Source organism: Rhizobium sp. F40D2, from assembly GCF_051810745.2.
GTDB lineage: Bacteria > Pseudomonadota > Alphaproteobacteria > Rhizobiales > Rhizobiaceae > Rhizobium.
Genome location: NZ_CM131436.1, coordinates 1,817,573 through 1,834,289, shown reverse-complemented (window position 1 = coordinate 1,834,289; position 16,717 = coordinate 1,817,573). Strand labels below are relative to the sequence as shown.

18 protein-coding genes are annotated in these 16,717 nt (G+C 61.9%); 11 read left to right on the top strand and 7 right to left on the bottom strand.

Annotated elements, in window-relative coordinates; all coding sequences use genetic code 11:
- Window positions 1-2 precede the first annotated feature (2 nt).
- The 9 genes from rpsP (at window position 3) to ACS4RS_RS08755 (ending at window position 6,631) form a co-directional block, all read left to right on the top strand.
- Window positions 3-374, top strand: a complete 372-nt coding sequence (gene rpsP / locus ACS4RS_RS08795; RefSeq protein WP_003589731.1) for a 30S ribosomal protein S16 — start codon at window positions 3-5, stop codon at window positions 372-374.
- 113 nt (window positions 375-487) lie between these two features.
- Complete coding sequence (rimM, locus tag ACS4RS_RS08790) at window positions 488-1,057, top strand: ribosome maturation factor RimM (protein WP_049733506.1); 570 nt, start codon at window positions 488-490, stop codon at window positions 1,055-1,057.
- Window positions 1,057-1,758, top strand: coding sequence for a tRNA (guanosine(37)-N1)-methyltransferase TrmD (gene trmD, locus ACS4RS_RS08785; RefSeq protein ID WP_439011283.1), 702 nt, complete (start codon window positions 1,057-1,059; stop codon window positions 1,756-1,758). Before rimM ends, trmD begins: the two co-directional genes overlap by 1 nt.
- Window positions 1,759-1,970: 212 nt before the next feature.
- Entirely contained in the window at window positions 1,971-2,525 is a 555-nt protein-coding gene (gene rplS, locus ACS4RS_RS08780; protein WP_028758031.1) for a 50S ribosomal protein L19, read from the top strand.
- 181 nt (window positions 2,526-2,706) lie between these two features.
- Window positions 2,707-3,504, top strand: coding sequence for a basic amino acid ABC transporter substrate-binding protein (locus ACS4RS_RS08775; protein ID WP_439011284.1), 798 nt, complete (start codon window positions 2,707-2,709; stop codon window positions 3,502-3,504).
- A 16-nt stretch (window positions 3,505-3,520) separates the two neighbouring features.
- The gene (locus ACS4RS_RS08770) at window positions 3,521-4,333 is read left to right on the top strand and encodes an ABC transporter permease subunit (RefSeq protein WP_439011285.1); all 813 of its coding nucleotides are present in this window, start codon (window positions 3,521-3,523) and stop codon (window positions 4,331-4,333) included.
- Complete coding sequence (locus tag ACS4RS_RS08765) at window positions 4,315-4,533, top strand: hypothetical protein (protein WP_439011894.1); 219 nt, start codon at window positions 4,315-4,317, stop codon at window positions 4,531-4,533. The genes ACS4RS_RS08770 and ACS4RS_RS08765 overlap by 19 nt, the downstream gene beginning before the upstream one ends.
- Window positions 4,534-4,608: 75 nt before the next feature.
- Window positions 4,609-6,018: a 3-isopropylmalate dehydratase large subunit gene (leuC, locus tag ACS4RS_RS08760; protein ID WP_439011286.1), complete on the top strand. Its 1,410-nt coding sequence runs from the start codon at window positions 4,609-4,611 to the stop codon at window positions 6,016-6,018.
- A gap of 259 nt (window positions 6,019-6,277) precedes the next feature.
- Window positions 6,278-6,631, top strand: a complete 354-nt coding sequence (locus tag ACS4RS_RS08755; RefSeq protein WP_439011287.1) for a cell surface protein — start codon at window positions 6,278-6,280, stop codon at window positions 6,629-6,631.
- A gap of 200 nt (window positions 6,632-6,831) precedes the next feature.
- On the opposite strand, the gene ACS4RS_RS08750 is transcribed toward ACS4RS_RS08755, so the two are convergent.
- Both ACS4RS_RS08750 and ACS4RS_RS08745 read right to left on the bottom strand, forming a co-directional pair.
- Window positions 6,832-7,662: an aldo/keto reductase gene (locus ACS4RS_RS08750; RefSeq protein ID WP_439011288.1), complete on the bottom strand. Its 831-nt coding sequence runs from the start codon at window positions 7,660-7,662 to the stop codon at window positions 6,832-6,834.
- Between the two features lie 129 nt (window positions 7,663-7,791).
- Entirely contained in the window at window positions 7,792-8,313 is a 522-nt protein-coding gene (locus ACS4RS_RS08745; RefSeq protein WP_439011290.1) for a L,D-transpeptidase family protein, read from the bottom strand.
- 167 nt (window positions 8,314-8,480) lie between these two features.
- Here ACS4RS_RS08745 and ACS4RS_RS08740 point away from each other — a divergent pair, with 167 nt between their 5' ends.
- Both ACS4RS_RS08740 and ACS4RS_RS08735 read left to right on the top strand, forming a co-directional pair.
- Window positions 8,481-9,164, top strand: coding sequence for a response regulator transcription factor (locus ACS4RS_RS08740; protein ID WP_003582964.1), 684 nt, complete (start codon window positions 8,481-8,483; stop codon window positions 9,162-9,164).
- Between the two features lie 114 nt (window positions 9,165-9,278).
- A complete protein-coding gene (locus tag ACS4RS_RS08735) occupies window positions 9,279-9,734 on the top strand; it encodes a cyclic nucleotide-binding domain-containing protein (protein ID WP_439011291.1) in 456 nt (151 codons plus the stop codon).
- Between the two features lie 17 nt (window positions 9,735-9,751).
- On the opposite strand, the gene ACS4RS_RS08730 is transcribed toward ACS4RS_RS08735, so the two are convergent.
- The 5 genes from ACS4RS_RS08730 to ACS4RS_RS08710 all read right to left on the bottom strand — a co-directional run bounded on the left by ACS4RS_RS08730 (window position 9,752) and on the right by ACS4RS_RS08710 (window position 16,700).
- Window positions 9,752-10,552, bottom strand: coding sequence for an ATP-grasp domain-containing protein (locus tag ACS4RS_RS08730; protein ID WP_449313948.1), 801 nt, complete (start codon window positions 10,550-10,552; stop codon window positions 9,752-9,754).
- Entirely contained in the window at window positions 10,552-11,355 is an 804-nt protein-coding gene (locus ACS4RS_RS08725; protein WP_439011866.1) for an exodeoxyribonuclease III, read from the bottom strand. Before ACS4RS_RS08725 ends, ACS4RS_RS08730 begins: the two co-directional genes overlap by 1 nt.
- A gap of 124 nt (window positions 11,356-11,479) precedes the next feature.
- Window positions 11,480-12,148 (bottom strand): outer membrane lipoprotein carrier protein LolA, encoded by a 669-nt coding sequence (locus ACS4RS_RS08720; RefSeq protein ID WP_439011292.1) that lies wholly within the window; start codon window positions 12,146-12,148, stop codon window positions 11,480-11,482.
- A gap of 141 nt (window positions 12,149-12,289) precedes the next feature.
- Window positions 12,290-14,977, bottom strand: coding sequence for a DNA translocase FtsK 4TM domain-containing protein (locus ACS4RS_RS08715; RefSeq protein ID WP_449313947.1), 2,688 nt, complete (start codon window positions 14,975-14,977; stop codon window positions 12,290-12,292).
- A 370-nt stretch (window positions 14,978-15,347) separates the two neighbouring features.
- On the bottom strand, window positions 15,348-16,700 hold the full coding sequence (locus ACS4RS_RS08710) for an ammonium transporter (protein ID WP_439011294.1): 1,353 nt from the start codon (window positions 16,698-16,700) through the stop codon (window positions 15,348-15,350).
- Between the last annotated feature and the right edge of the window lie 17 nt (window positions 16,701-16,717).

Below are 16,717 nucleotides of genomic sequence, written 5' to 3'. Positions count from 1 at the left end.
ACATGGCACTGAAAATTCGTCTCGCCCGCGGTGGCTCCAAGAAGCGCCCGTACTACCACGTCGTTCTCGCCGATGCGCGCAGCCCGCGTGACGGCCGCTTCCTCGAAAACCTCGGTTCCTGGAACCCGATGCTCGCCAAGGACGACGAGAAGCGCGTTCAGCTGAACGCCGAGCGCATCAAGCACTGGATCGAAAACGGCGCCCAGCCGACCGACCGCGTTCTGCGCTTCCTCGATGAAGCCGGCGTTGCCAAGCGCGAAGCCAAGAACAACCCGGTCAAGGCAAAGCCCGGCAAGCGCGCCCAGGAACGCGCCGCCGAAAAGGCTCAGAAGGTGGCTGACGCCGCCGCTGCTGCTGCCGACGCCGCGGAATAATCGGGACAATCCCTTCTAACGGGCGGCATGGCGACATGCCGCCCGTTTTCGTTTCCAATTACCCGCACTTCGTTTATGAGAAACCTGTCTTTCGGCTTCACATGAAGGAACCCATGACAAAGCTTGAAAACCCCGTTCTGATGGCGACGATCGGCGGCGCGCAAGGCCTCCGGGGAGAGGTGCGCGCCAAGGCCTACACGGCCGATCCGAGCGCCCTTGGCGATTATGGCCACCTGCACAGCATGGACGGCCGCAGCTTCGAAGTCCTCGAAATCCGCGAGACGAAGAATGTCGTCGTCGTCCGTTTCCGCGGCGTCAACGACCGCAATGCCGCCGAGGCGTTGAACGGGCTCGAGCTCTATATCGAGCGCGACAACCTGCCGGACGAGGAGTTGGAGGACGACGAGTTCTACTATGCCGATCTCGAGGGTCTCGAAGCACGCGACGACAAGGGTGCCAGCTATGGCACGGTCACCGGCGTCTTCGATTTCGGCGCCGGCGATTTGCTGGAACTCAAAGGCCCGGGCAAGCGCCCGGTGCTGATCCCCTTCTCCGAAGCCTCGGTGCTGGAGATCGACCTCGAGGCCGGCACATTGCTGATCGACCCGCTGGCGGCAGGGCTGGTCGACGATCCCGAAGAGCTTTCGAAATTCACCGCGGACAAGCCGAAAAAGAAGAAGTGATGGCTTTCCGGGCGAGCGTGCTGACACTCTATCCGGAAATGTTTCCGGGGCATCTGGGCTTCTCGCTCGCCGGCAAGGCGATGGAGCGCGGGCAATGGTCGCTGGATGCGGTGCAGATCCGCGATTTCGCCACCGACAAGCACCGCACCGTCGACGACACCCCGGCCGGCGGCGGCGCCGGCATGGTGCTGAAACCCGACGTTCTTGCCCGTGCGATCGACAGCACCGCGGGAAACGATACCCGCCCGCGCCTGCTGATGAGCCCGCGCGGCCGGCCGCTGACACAGGAGCGTGTACGCGAGCTTGCTTCAGGCGACGGCGTCATCATCGTCTGCGGCCGCTTCGAGGGCGTCGATCAGCGGGTGATCGAGGCGCGCGGGCTGGAAGAGGTTTCGATCGGCGACTACGTGCTGTCGGGCGGCGAGTCGGCGGCGCTGATCGTGCTCGACGCGATCATCCGCATCCTGCCCGGTGTCATGGGCAATGATCTTTCCGGCCTGCACGAAAGCTTCGAAGGCGGGCTGCTGGAACATCCGCATTATACTAGGCCGCAGGCGTGGGAAGGCCGGGAAATTCCAGCGATCCTGACATCCGGCAATCACGGCGCCATTGAAAAGTGGCGGCACCAGGAAGCGGTGCGGCTGACGCGGGAACGGCGGCCGGATCTCCTGGAAAAGGCGAAAGCCGAGAAAAACGGCTGATTCCAGCCTCCTCTTCACAAAAATGTCGTGCGAGGGATGACAAGCCCCGGCCTTTCGTGTATTGGCGCACGCGGAAATGGGGTTATCCCCGTCTGCCAGCAAACAAAGAATGGCGAACCCGCTCCCGCCCTGAAGGGCAAAGTCCTGAGGCCAGTTCCAAAGGATCAGTGTCGAGCGCTCTGGCTGTTTCAGAAGAACCAAAGGTTAAGACGATGAACATCATTCAGCAGCTTGAGGCCGAACAGGCCGCCAAGATCGAAGCCAAGCGCACGCTTCCCGAATTTTCCCCGGGCGACACCGTCCGCGTCAACGTGAAGGTCACGGAAGGCAACCGTACCCGCGTTCAGGCCTATGAAGGCGTCTGCATCGCCCGCTCCGGCGGCGGCCTGCAGGAAAACTTCACGGTCCGCAAGATCTCCTACGGCGAAGGCGTCGAGCGCGTATTCCCGGTCTACTCGCCGATGATCGAAAGCGTCGACGTCGTGCGCCGCGGTAAGGTCCGTCGCGCCAAGCTCTACTACCTGCGCGACCGTCGCGGCAAGTCTGCCCGTATCGTTGAAGACACCGGCGTCCGCGCCCGCAAGCTCAACGACGCCGAGCGCGCCGCCATCGCCGAGGAAAAGGCCCGCATCGAAGCTGAAAAGGTTGCAGCAGCCCAGGCGCTCGCCGCCGAGAAGGCAGCAGCAGAAGCTGCCGAAGCCAAGGCAGCGGCTGAAAAGGCCGCCGCTGAAGCAGCAGCCGCTGCAGCGGAACCGGCAGCAGAATAAGATCTACGCCACACAAAATCTTTGCTTGAAGCAAAATTCTTCGCTTGGAGCAAAATTCTTTCGCTTGGAAAGGCGGCCTTCGGGTCGCCTTTTCTCTTTTTTGCTTGGGCACGCAGCCGGCGGCCTTGCCTTCGGCAGGTCTTCCGTGACAGTTTTCGCCGTTCAATCCGGGAGCCGTTCCATGCTGTTTCGTCGTACCGTCCTTGCGAGCTTTGCCGCCCTTGCGCTTGCACCCTTGACCGCATCGGCGGCCGGGCTGCCTGATCTCGGCGGCAAGAGCGTCGTCGTCGTCACCGAGAATGCCTATCCGCCGCTGCAGTTCGTCGATCCGAAATCCGGCAAGCCGATCGGCTGGGAATATGACGCGATGAACGAGATCGCCAAACGGCTGAACTTCAAGGTCGAGTATCAGAACACCAGTTGGGACGCGATGATCCAGGCGGTCTCCGACGGCCAGTACAATATCGGCATGACCGGCATCACCATCAAGGAAGACCGCAAGCAGAAGGTGGATTTCTCCGACCCCTATATGCGCTCGCAGCAGTTCATGCTAGTGCGCGGCGACGAGAAGCGTTTCACCGATGCCAAGAGCTTCGGCGCGTTCCAGGATGGCCTGGTCGGCGCCCAGCCCGGCACTACGCCCTTCTATACCGCTGTCTATGAAGTGCTCGACGGCAACGAGCAGAACCCGCGCATCAAGCTCTTCGAAACCTTCGGCGCCACCGTTCAGGCGCTGAAGGCCGGCGACGTCGACGTGGTGCTGACCGACGGCACCGCCGGCAAGGGTTATGTCGACGCCTCGAACGGCGCCCTGAAGCTGATCGGCGAGCCGCTCGGCACTGAGGATTTCGGCTTCATCTTCCCGAAGGGCTCCGATCTCGTCGCTCCGGTCAACGCCGCCATCGCTGCGCTCAAGGCCGACGGCACGCTGGATGCGCTGAACAAGAAGTGGTTCCTCGACTACAAGATGGGCGAATGACGCCGAGCCATTGCTGATGGCCTTGCGACCATCTCCCGACAGACACGTCAAGGACGACTATCCCTGGTGGCTGGTCGCGCTCGTCGCGATCGGGATAGTCCTTGCCGCCGTCATCGTCACCAACGATATCTACGCCCAGGTTTTCCGCACCGTCGTCAACGGCGTCGGCATCACCGTCTTCGTGACGCTGGTCGCCTTCGTGCTCGCCACCGTGCTCGGCCTCGGCATCTGCCTGCTTGGCATGGCCGACAGCCAGATCGCGCGGCAGATCGCGCGGTTCTACATCGAGATCATCCGCGGCATCCCGATCCTCGTGCTCTTGTTCTACGTCGCCTTCGTCGGCGCCCCGGCCCTGGTTGCCGGCTATAATTTTCTGATTTCGCCGCTGGTGAACTCAGGCATAGCCGAGCCCATCCTGGTGCGCGATCTGTCGCTGATGTGGCGGGCGATCATCGCCCTGACGATCGGTTATTCCTCCTTCATCGCCGAAATCTTCCGGGCCGGTTTCCAATCGGTCGACCTCGGCCAGATCGAGGCTGCCAAGGCGCTCGGCCTTTCCCGCTATCGGCGCTTCCGCTCGGTCGTTTTCCCGCAGGCGATCCGGGTGATCTTCCCGCCGCTTTCCAACGATTTCGTTTCGATGGTGAAAGATTCATCGCTCGTCTCCGTGCTCGGCGTCGCCGACATTACCCAGATGGGCAAGGTCTATGCCGCCGGCTCCTTCCGCTTCTTCGAGACCTATTCGATCGTCACCTATATCTACCTGATCCTGACGATCGGCCTGTCGCTAGCGCTGCGGCGGACGGAGAAATGGATGAAGTCTCGGTAAAGCGGTGGCACGCTGAGCAGGCCGCGGACGGGCTGTTGATGATTCAAATTGAAGCCGCCGCGAAAAATCGTTATATGCAGGCCATGGAATCCAAGTTCAGATGCACAGGCGCGCATATTTTCGTGCTGCAGGACCATTATCGCCTGCCGGCGCGGTTCTTTGCATGCGTGTCCGGTGCGCTCAACAGCCGACTTCGTTGATCGAATGACGGCCGGCGGAGCTTGATCCGCTTTTACTCGATTTCCCAAAAGCATCCGAAAAACGGACTTAACGCCATGAGCGCACCGCGTACCCTCTACGACAAGATCTGGGACGATCACCTGGTCGACGAACAGCCAGACGGCACCTGTCTTCTCTACATCGACCGCCACCTGGTCCACGAAGTCACCTCGCCGCAAGCTTTCGAAGGCCTGCGGATGACCGGCCGCAAGGTTCGCGCCCCGGAAAAGACGCTTGCCGTCGTCGACCATAACGTTCCGACCTCGCCCGACCGCCATCTCGGCATCAAGAACGAGGAAAGCCGCATCCAGGTGGAAGCGTTGGCGACCAACGCCGCCGAATTCGGAGTCGAATATTATTCGGCAAGCGACAAGCGCCAGGGCATCGTTCACATCGTCGGCCCGGAACAGGGCTTCACCCTGCCCGGCATGACCATCGTCTGCGGCGACAGCCACACCTCGACGCATGGCGCCTTCGGCGCGCTGGCTCACGGCATCGGCACCTCCGAGGTTGAGCATGTGCTGGCAACCCAGACGCTGATCCAGAAGAAGGCGAAGAACATGCTGGTGCGGGTCGACGGCCTGCTGCCGCCGCACGTCACCGCCAAGGACATCATCCTCGCCATCATCGGCGAAATCGGCACCGCCGGCGGCACCGGCCACGTCATCGAATTTGCCGGCGAAGCGATCCGCTCGCTGTCGATGGAAGGTCGCATGACCATCTGCAACATGACGATCGAAGGCGGCGCCCGCGCCGGCCTGATCGCCCCTGACGAAAAGACCTTCGAATACATCAAGGGCAAGCCGCGCGCGCCGAAGGGCGAGGCGCTGGAACAGGCGATCGCCTACTGGAAAACGCTGCAAACCGACGAGGGCGCGCACTACGACCGTGTCGTCGTGCTCGATGCCGCCAGCCTGCCGCCGATCGTCTCCTGGGGCTCCTCGCCCGAGGACGTCATCTCCGTCCAGGGCATCGTCCCGAACCCCGACGACATCCAGGACGAGACCAAGCGCACCTCCAAATGGCGCGCCCTCGACTATATGGGGCTGAAGCCCGGCACCAAGATGACCGACATCACGCTTGACCGCGTCTTCATCGGCTCCTGCACCAACGGCCGCATCGAGGACCTGCGCGAAGTCGCCAAGGTGGTCGAAGGCAAGACGGTTGCCGCCACCGTCGATGCGATGATCGTTCCGGGCTCCGGCCTTGTCAAGGAACAGGCGGAAGCCGAAGGCCTCGACAAGATCTTCAAGGCCGCCGGTTTCGACTGGCGCGAGCCGGGCTGCTCCATGTGCCTTGCCATGAACGACGACCGCCTGAAGCCGGGCGAGCGCTGCGCGTCCACCTCGAACCGCAACTTCGAAGGCCGCCAGGGCTTCAAGGGCCGCACGCACCTCGTCTCGCCGGCAATGGCCGCCGCCGCAGCGATCGCCGGTCATTTCGTCGATATCCGCGAGTGGAACTGATCCGTCGTCCCACGGAAGAGAATGAAAGCCGCCCGATGCGCTGTCAGCGCATTGGGCGGTTTCGCTTTTCATGGCGGCTGTGCTTCCCTATCCCGCTGTCATTCACCGGGTAAGCCCGTTTGTGCATCGCCCGTCTTCCCGATTTCATCCTTTCGGGCAATCGACATCCAGGAGCGCCTGTGGCCTCATTTATATGGGGCGCGATACGCGACAGATACCGTTCCGGCTTCGGCAAACACGCGCCATCGAGGGAATGGCCATGAGGCAGAAAATAGTACGGAGTTTACTGCAAGCCAGCCTGATCGTCTTTGCATCCCTGACATCAATCGACGCCGCCGGCGCCGGGACGATCCATCCGGCGATGCCGGTCATGACCGCGTCCGGCCTGCTGCAGCAGGTCGCGCAAAACAAGATCCCGTCCCTCAACGGATATCGCGGCTATGGCAGCGCCCGGCCCGGCTATAGCAAGAGCTCGAACGGCTATTGGTATCCCGCGCGGGCTTTCAACGCTTCTGACCAATATACCGGTTCGATCGGACGGCCGCAGCGTATGCGCAATAGCTGCGACTTCGGCTTTGCCCCGACAAACGGATCGTCGAACTGCAATTATTGACCGAAGGCTGCATGCCCAGCCATGCGGCGGTCGTCGCGGGTGATTTCCTCCATCGAGACCGCCACCACAATTGCCTTAATGCATGTCGCCCGGACTGTGCAGCGGTTCCGGGATAACGACATGCATCAAAACAAAGAGCTAAAGCGCGTCGCATGAATCCCGTTTAATACGACGCACATTCGCGATGATCGCAACGGCGATCAGAAAGTCGCCGTCATCGGATCCGGTCCCATGCGGGCGCCGGCGCTGTCGAGCCTGGCGATCGCCGCCATATCGTCGGCATCGAGCTTGAAGTCGAACACCTGGAAATTTTCCTCGATGCGCGACGGCGTCACCGACTTGGGGATGACGACGAGGCCGGTATCGATATGCCAGCGAATGATGACCTGGGCCGGCGTTTTGCGATGTTTCCCGGCGATCTCACCGATAACAGGGTTCGAAATGAACTTACCCTGGCCGAGTGGGCTCCAGGATTCGGTGGCTATGTTCAATTTCCTGTGTGCGTCCTGCGCCGCCTTCTGCTGGAAGTCGGGATGCAGCTCGATCTGGTTGATGACGGGAACGACACCGGTTTCGCCGATGATGCGCTCCAGATGTTCGGGGCAGAAATTCGACACGCCGATCGACCGGGCGCGGCCCTCTTCGCGGATGCGCACGAAAGCCTTCCAGGTCTCGGTATAGAGGCCGCGATGCGGCGACGGCCAGTGAACGAGATAGAGGTCGACGTAGGCGGAACCGAGCTTCTTCAGGCTGCCGTCAAAGGCGCGCAGCGTATTGTCGTAGCCCTGATCGGTGTTTCTGAGCTTGGTGGTGACGAAGATGTCCTTGCGGTCGAGGCCGGAGGAGCGGATGCCTTCGCCGACACCCTCTTCATTGTCGTAGCCGGACGCCGTATCGATATGGCGGTAGCCGGCGGCGATCGCGGTACGCACCGTCGGAGCGGCAATCTCCTGCGGCGTCTGCCAGACGCCGAGCCCGACCTGGGGAATGGAATGTCCGTCATGGAAAGTGATGATGGGTTGAGCGGTCACAATATATCTCCGGGAGTTTGAAGAATTGGACGAGGCATGAATTGCGCCCGTGTTTGGGCGTCCCGGAACGCATTTCAGCCTGAGCGTCCGGTCACCGGAAACATATAGGCGGCCGCATCCGGAAGACAATCAGAGGACCCGGACAATCGTGCCCTTTCGAAGGTGCGGGAGAAGGCGGCGCATGTCGGCGAGGCTCACCGCCACGCAGCCGGCCGTCGGCTCGTAGCCCGGCCGGATGAGATGGAAGAAGATCGCCGAACCGCGATTGCGCGCCCGCGAGGAGATGTTCCAATCCATGACCAGGCAGATATCGTAGAGCCGGTCGCAGCGCCGCATCTCCTCATGGCTTGCGCCGAACGGGGCCCGGACGAGACGGTTATAACTGGCGTTGCCGGGCTGGTCGCACCAGAGCATGTCGCGACGGATGCGGCGGATGGGAAGCGCAGTGGCGAGCCGGCCGTTGCGCTCACCGCGGCGGAAGCCTGATATCAGCCGCATCGAGGCGATCGGTGTGGCGCCGTCGCCCTCGCGTTTGATCACAGTGCGGCCGGAGCGGCCGATCGCGGCGGGGACGGTGATCGCGCCGAACTGGACGATCGCCCGGCTCTTGCGCCCAGGCGCCGGCCGCACCACGATCATCGACGGCCTCATCCCCGGCTCCTGCCTTGTTTTTTCCATTTTTCTCGCATGTCTTGCATTGTTTGGGGCTCCAATTGAAATCATATCAAAACCTGCGCGGCAACAGCCCGCCGCCCCATCCTTGCCAAACCAGGAATTTGGCGTAGGACTAGGGGACTTAACATGAGGAAAGCAAGGGCATGACCGCACGCACCATTCTTCTGGTGGATGATGACGATGACCTTCGTCAGACGCTGACGGAGCAATTGTCGCTGTATGAGGAATTTTCGGTTCTGCAGGAAGCCAACGCCGGCAAGGGCGTTGCAACCGCCCGCTCGACACCGGTCGATCTGTTGATCATGGATGTCGGCCTGCCCGATATGGACGGCCGCGAGGCGGTGAAGCTGCTGCGCAAAGGCGGCTTCAAGGCGCCGATCATCATGCTGACCGGCCACGATACCGATTCGGATACGATCCTCGGCCTCGAAGCCGGCGCCAACGACTATGTCACCAAGCCTTTCCGCTTCGCCGTGCTGCTCGCGCGCATCCGTGTGCAGTTGCGCCAGCACGAGCAGAGCGAGGACGCCACCTTCACCGTTGGCCCTTACCTCTTCAAGCCAAGCCAGAAGCTGCTGACCACCGACAACGGCCAGAAGATCCGTCTGACGGAAAAGGAAGCGGCGATCATCCGCTACCTCTACCGCGCCGAACAGAAGGTCGTCACTCGCGACGTGCTCCTCGAAGAGGTCTGGGGCTATAACTCCGGCGTGACGACGCATACGCTGGAAACCCACGTCTACCGCCTGCGCCAGAAGATCGAACGCGATCCCTCCAATGCCGAAATCCTGGTGACGGAAAACGGCGGCTACAAGATCATACCCTAGGGCATTTCCGTTTTCACAGAACACGAAAATGCTCTATCTCTTTGTTTTCACGCAATTCCGGATGCAAGACAGCGACGCAGTTTTGCTGGGATTGCTCTAAGGCGAAAAGCCCGCATGGCGCTGACCGACGACATCCGCATGCTCGCGCAGCTTCCTTTGTTCAAGGATATGAACGAGGATCAGCTGCGGCTGATCGCTTTCGGCGCCGACCGGCGCTTGATCGCCGCCGGCCAGATGCTGTTTCGCCAGGGCTCGCCCGCCGAGAGCGCCTATGTCATCATCAGCGGCAGCCTGGAGCTGAGCGCGACGAGCAGCGACGGCATGCAGAGGACAGAAGGGGTTGCCGGTCCGGGAACGCTGGTTTCCGAGCTGGCGCTGGTCACGCTGGTGGAACGCAAATTCACCGCGGTCGCGCGCGAGGACACCAGCATCATCCGCATCACCCGCGCCCTCTTCCACCGGCTGATCGAAGAATATCCGGACGCAGCCCGGCTGATCGAGAACCGCATCCGCGACAATCTCGCCGAACTTGCGGCAAAGGCCGCAAGCCAGTTCTACCGCTTCAGCTGACCGCTTTTGGAGCGCATCTATAAAGCGCAAGCTTCACCGCGGGTAAGGCCGTCGATTGCCGCCGCAAGTGTCGCGAGATCTGCGGCGTAGAACCCGGCGGCATTGAGACAATTCGTCTCGAGCAGCTTCAGCCCCTCTTCAGTACGGCAGACATCGATGACATAGGCCGGCGAGTAGCCGGGATTGATATCCACCATGCGCTGCCCGAATTCCAGCGCATCGTCATCGATCTCGTGGCGGTGGATGACACGCGATCCGTCCTTGTAGAGCGAATAGGTGACGATCCGATCGTCGACGGCCCAGAGACGCCATTCGCGCAGGATGCGGACAGGCTTGGTGAACATCAGCAGCGTGTCGTGGCGAAGCGATCCGCTCGGGATTTCATCCTCGTCAAGTGTGAGAACCCTCTCCGCCATACCGATGATCTCGCCCGTCGACTTCACGTTGCCGGGCTCCTCCTTGCTGTCGTCGACCGGGCGCAAGAACCATTCCCTCCCATCGTCGGTCAGACGGGCGGGAACGTCGCGGAGCGTCAGGAACAGCGCGTCGGCGCCGTTGAGGAGGTAGGGATGCCACACCTGTTCCTGGACGAAGGGACGCAGCTTGAAGACGCCAGGCCAGTAACCGTTCGCCTCGGCGTTCTTCCACAGCGAGTAGGAGCCGAACATGACCACCGAGCCTGGGTCGGCGACAACAGGATCGGGAATAAGCTCGCCGATGAACGGAACGACCTTGTGCCATGTGTAAGGGATATCGAGCCGGTCGAGTGCCTCGGCCAGCTTATGGGTGTCTTCGAACTCCTGGAGCAGCCACTGCATCAGAAATCGAAATGCGCCGTGACCGGCACATGGTCCGAGGGCCGATCCCAGCCGCGCGCCTCTTTCAGGATCTCGATGCGCTTGAGATGCGGCCCGAGATCCGATGACGACCAGATATGGTCGAGACGGCGACCACGGTCGGCCGCCTCCCAATCCTTGGCGCGGTAGCTCCACCAGGTGTAGAGCTTCTCGTTTTCCGGCACATGCTGGCGCATGAGATCGAGCCAGTTGCCGCGCTTCATCACCTCGAGCAGGCCGTCGGTTTCGACAGGCGTATGACTGACGATCTTCAGCAGCTGCTTATGCGACCAGACATCGTGCTCCAGCGGCGCGATGTTCAAGTCGCCGACCAGGATGGCGGAGGTGTTGGCTTCGCCATTGGCTTTCAGGAGCTTCATCTCCTCGATGAAATCGAGCTTGTGGCCGAATTTCGGATTGATCGTGCGGTCCGGCTCGTCGCCGCCGGCCGGGACGTAGAAATTGTGCAGCCGGATACGGCGGTTGCCGTGCTCGAAGATCGCCGAGATGTGACGGGCATCGCCGACCCCGCAATAATCCTGCCGGTGATCCTCCGTCAGCGGAATGCGCGAGGCGATCGCCACACCGTGATAGCCTTTCTGGCCGTGGATGATGATGTGGTCGTAGCCCATCGCCCGCAGCGGTGCCGCCGGAAAGAGTTCGTTCGTCACCTTGGTTTCCTGCAGGCAGAGAATATCCGGCCGGTGCTTGAGAACCAGCTGCTCGACAATCGGCATGCGCAGCCGCACCGAGTTGATGTTCCAGGTGGTGATCGAAAAGCCCATGCCCACGCCCTTTCCCGCACGCCGGGTGTTGAGACGGCGTGCTTTCATGAAAGGGCTTTAGAACAAAGGCGCACAGGAGGGAACCGGCCGCGTGCAAAAGGCTCGGGCGATCAACCGAAAACCCTCAGTCGCGGGAGGCTGCCGTGCCCGGAATACTCTCGTAAGGCACGCGGAACACGCGATCGTCGAACTGCATGCCTGTTTTGACGTTGAAGATCATCACCGACGTGTCCTTGCCCTGGTTGTCGGTGATCGTCCACTGACGCAGGTCGTAGGTCTTCGGGTCGAACATCATGGTGATGGTCGAATTGCCGAACACCGTATTGTTGCCGAGCGCGATCGTCGTCAGATCAGACTCTTCCTTCACGCGCTTCACCATGCCGGCCGAAAGGTCGATATGCTGCGCCAGCAGCAGGCTGAGCGGCGTCTTGGAGAGCGGATAGAGATCCCAGGTTTTCAGCTTGGTATTGCCGATGGCGACGTTTTTGCCGTCGGCGATCACCCGCATCGGCGACGGGTCGTCATAGTTGAAGCGCAGTTTGCCGGGGCGCTGAATGAAGAACTTGCCGCCGGTCTGCTCGCCGCGCGGACCGAACTGCACGAATTCACCCTGCATCGTCGTGACGCCGGAGAAATGGTCGGCGATCGCCTGCGCCGTGCCGGAGGCAGGAGCCGCCGCCTGCGCGTGCGCGCCGAAGGGAATGGCGCTTGCCATCGCAGCAATCGCAAAGGCGCCGAGAAGATCGCGGCGCGTTACCGTCAGGCCGGAGAGGAAGGTGTCGGAGTTACTCATCTAAATCTCCTTTATGCGATCTGCATGCTGCCGAAAGGCGGCGGCTTCAAGGCGTTGCGATCTGGCCAGCGTGAGGTAACGGTTTGGCTGCCGTCAGGTTTCCGCAAAAGCGGTCCCAATAGGAAATATATGCCGATTATTTCAGCGGTCGAGGATATCGCCCTCGGTCGGAACAAGAATTTCGCGTTTGCCGGCATGGTTGGCCGGCCCGATGATGCCTTCCTTCTCCATTCGCTCGATGAGTGAGGCGGCCCGGTTGTAGCCGATGCCGAGCCGGCGCTGGACGTAGGAGGTCGAGGCCTTGCCATCCCGCAGCACGATGGCGACGGCCTGATCGTAAGGATCTTCCGAATCCGAAAGGTTCGACGTACCGGCAGGGCCGCCGCCACCGACGCCGTAATCGCCATCCTCGTCGTCATCGGCGGTGATCGCGTCGAGATATTGCGGCGAGCCCTGGGTCTTCAGGTAGGAGACGATCTCTTCCACTTCGACATCCGAGACGAAAGGACCGTGCACGCGCTGGATGCGTCCGCCGCCCGCCATGTAGAGCATGTCGCCCATACCGAGCAGCTGCTCGGCGCCCTGTTCGCCGAGAATGGTGCGGCTGTCGATCTTCGAGGTCACCTGGAAGGAGATGCGGGTCGGGAAGTTCGCCTTGATCGTGCCGGTGATGACGTCGACGGACGGTCGCTGCGTCGCCATGATCACGTGGATGCCGGCCGCGCGCGCCATCTGCGCCAGGCGCTGGACGGCGCCTTCGATATCCTTGCCGGCGACCATCATCAGGTCGGCCATTTCGTCGATGATGACGACGATATAGGGCATCGGCCGGAGATCGAATTCTTCGGTCTCGTACATTGCCTCGCCGGTGTGGCGGTCGAAGCCGGTCTGCACCGTGCGCGAGATCGCCTCGCCCTTCGATAGGGCCTGCTCGACGCGGGTGTTGAAGCCGTCGATGTTGCGGACACCGATCTTCGACATCTTCTTGTAGCGCTCTTCCATCTCGCGCACGGTCCATTTCAGCGCGACGACGGCCTTCTTCGGATCGGTGACGACAGGCGAAAGCAGATGCGGGATGCCGTCATAGACGGAGAGTTCGAGCATTTTCGGGTCGATCATGATCAGCCGGCACTGTTCCGGCGTCATGCGATAGAGCAGCGACAGGATCATCGTGTTGATGGCGACCGACTTGCCCGAGCCGGTGGTGCCGGCAACCAGCAGATGCGGCATCTTGGCGAGGTCGGCGATGACGGCTTCGCCGCCGATCGTCTTGCCGAGCGCCATGGCAAGCTTGGCCTTGCTGCCGTCGAAATCGCGGGAAGCGATGAGTTCGCGCAGATAAACGGTCTCGCGCGTCTGGTTCGGCAATTCGATGCCGATCGCATTGCGGCCGGGCACGACCGCAACACGGGCGGCAATGGCGCTCATCGAGCGGGCGATATCGTCGGCAAGGCCGATAACCCGCGACGACTTGATGCCGGGCGCCGGCTCCAGTTCGTAGAGCGTCACGACCGGACCGGGGCGGACATGGATGATCTCGCCCTTGACGCCGAAATCTTCGAGCACGCCTTCGAGCATGCGGGCATTCTGCTCCAGCGCGTCGGCCGAAAGCGTCGAATCGCGCACGACATTCTTCGGTTCGGCAAGCAGATGCATCGAGGGAAGCTGGAAACCTTCGGGACGAATGAACGAGCCCTGCGCCTCCCGCTCGACGCGGGCGCCGGGCTTCGGACGCGTGACGGCGGGAACGACGCGCGGCTCCGGCTTGCCGGCGGCTTTCGCCGGCGCGCGGATCATCCAGTCGTCATCATCGTCGTCGGGCAGAATATCGGCCGGGCGCGGCGGCATGTCGGGGTCGAAGGGCAGATCGTCGTCGTCATCCTCGTCATCGATGGAAAGCGATGGCGCCGCGACGATGCGGCGCGGCGAAGCCGACCTTGCTCCCATCGATGGCTCCATCGACGGCTCCATCCGCTCGCCGCGCGCAGCCGGCGCCTTGGCGCGAACCGGTTCGTTCAGCGTGCCGAACTCATCATCGTTGAAATCATAGGGCGATTCGAAATCGCCCTGGCGGCGTTTGCGCGGGCCCATGCCGAAGAGCCGGCGCAGACGCCCCTGGCTCATATACCAGGCATGCGTCACCGCACCGCTGAGAGCGACCCAGCGCGACTCGTCCTCTTCGTCCTCGTCTCCGACGACGCGGGCCCTGCTTGTTGTCCCGACGTAATCTTCCTCGATCTCCTCCTCGGCCTCACTGCGGCCGACCAGACCTGAGGCAAAGAGCATCATCCAGGCTGTCGGCGCGGCAAAGATGCAGCCGACGACCATGGCGAAGGTGCCGGTGGGATAGGCGCCGACGAAGAGTGCGGGAAATCGCAGGATCATGTCGCCGACGACACCGCCGATGCCGTTCGGGATCGGCCAGGTGAGCGGTGGTGGAAAGCAGCCGATCACGGCGCAGGACAGTACAGTCCCAGCAAGCCAGGCTCCGACGCGGGCGGGAATGCGGCTGAAGCGGCGGCCCGAGATCAACGCCAGCGCCCAGGCAACGATCGGCAGCATCGAAACGACGCTGGCAAGGCCGAGGAACTGCATGACGATATCGGCAAAGGCGGCGCCGCTGTAACCGAGGATATTCGTCGGCAGGTTGGCTGTGGCATAGGAGTAGCTCGGATCCGCGACGTTCCATGTCGCCAGCGCCGCGACGCAGAGCGCCAGCAACAGAAAGATCGCAAAGCCGATGAGCGCCTGGATCTGCCGCAGCATGAATGCCGAGAAGGAGAACCGATCCGGACGGCCATCCATCGCCGGCGACGTGCTTCTTGCCATGTGTCTAACCCGTCCAATGCCTGAGGGCATGCGAATCACCGAAGCTTCGCCATGCCAAAATGCGTCCGCTCCACCTAATCAGAGCCGGGTTAAAGCGGTGTTAACCATGCATGCCAGGATGCGCATTCCGGAGGCAATTCGGCATAGAGAGCGATCATTGCTGATCGCACCCCTGTCACACCACCCCGCATGCGGGTCCGCACATGACCAGCTTACGATGGGACTTCCACCCACAAGAATGCGCCCATGCTGGGCGCACAACGAAAAGGGCCCGAACCTTGGAAGGTCCGGGCCAAGTGCGGCTTATGATTAGATAGGCCGCGACGGGCCGTGGAGCGGCGCCCTTGTGCCGGGCGCGCAAACCCTGTGATCAGGAGTGGTAGGCGGCTTCGCCATGCGATGCGAGGTCGAGACCTTCGCGCTCGGCTTCGACGGGGACGCGCAGGCCAATCGCTACGTCGACGATCTTGTAGAGGATCGCCGAACCGACACCGCACCAGATGATCGTGGTGAGAACGGCGGTGAGCTGAACAATGACCTGGCTTCCCATCGTCACACCTTCGACATAGCCGACGCCGCCGAGCGAAGCACTGGCGAAGACGCCCGTGGCGATAGCGCCGAAGATCCCGCCAACACAATGCACGCCAAAGACGTCTGCCGTATCGTCATAGCCGAACTTGTTCTTCACGACAGAGACGAAGAAGTAGCAAAGCGGCGAAACGAGCAGGCCCATGACAATCGCGCCCATCGGGCCGGCGATACCGGCAGCGGGCGTAATGGCAACCAGGCCGGCAACCATGCCGGAAGCACCGCCGAGCATCGACGCCTTGCCACGAGCAAGGGTTTCGACGACCGACCAGGAAACGATGGCAGCTGCGGTCGCGATGAAGGTGTTGACCGTTGCGAGCATCGCACCGCCGGAGGCTTCGAGGTTGGAGCCAGCGTTGAAGCCGAACCAGCCGACCCAGAGCATCGAGGCGCCGACCATGGTCAGTGTCATCGAATGCGGCGCCATCATGTCTTTGCCATAACCGGTGCGCTTGCCAACCAGAAGAGCGCCAACGATACCGGCGACGCCTGCATTGATGTGAACGACCGTACCGCCTGCGAAGTCAAGCGCGCCCATCTTGAAGAGCATGCCGTTCGCATCCCAGACCATGTGCGCGATCGGGAAGTAGACGAAAGTTGCCCAAAGCGCACAGAAAACAACGGCAGCCGAAAATTTGATGCGCTCGGCGAAGGCGCCGACAATCAGGGCAGGCGTGATGGCCGCGAACGTCATTTGGAATAGCATGAAGATGAATTCCGGAATCACGACGTCCTTCGAGAAGGTGGCCGCCGTGGTCGCCGTCGAAACGCCGGAAAGAAACATCTTGGCCGTGCCGCCCCAATAAGGACTGTCCGACCCCCCGAACGCGAAGGAATAACCGTAGATTACCCAAATCAGCATAACGACCGCGCCGATCATCGTGCACTGCATCAGAACGGAGAGCATATTCTTGGCACGAACGAGACCACCATAGAAAAGCGCCAGGCCGGGGACGAGCATGAACAGCACGAGAATCGTGGAAATGAACATGAAGGCGGTATCGCCCTTGTCCGGTACCGGCGCTGCAGCCGCGGCGGGCGCAGCCTCCTGCGCGAAGGCGACGGCCGGCGCCAGAAGGGCAGCCGTTGCTGCGCCGACCCGCGCAAAGGTGGAAGAAAACTTCGAAATTGACATTGGAAAAAGCTCCTTGA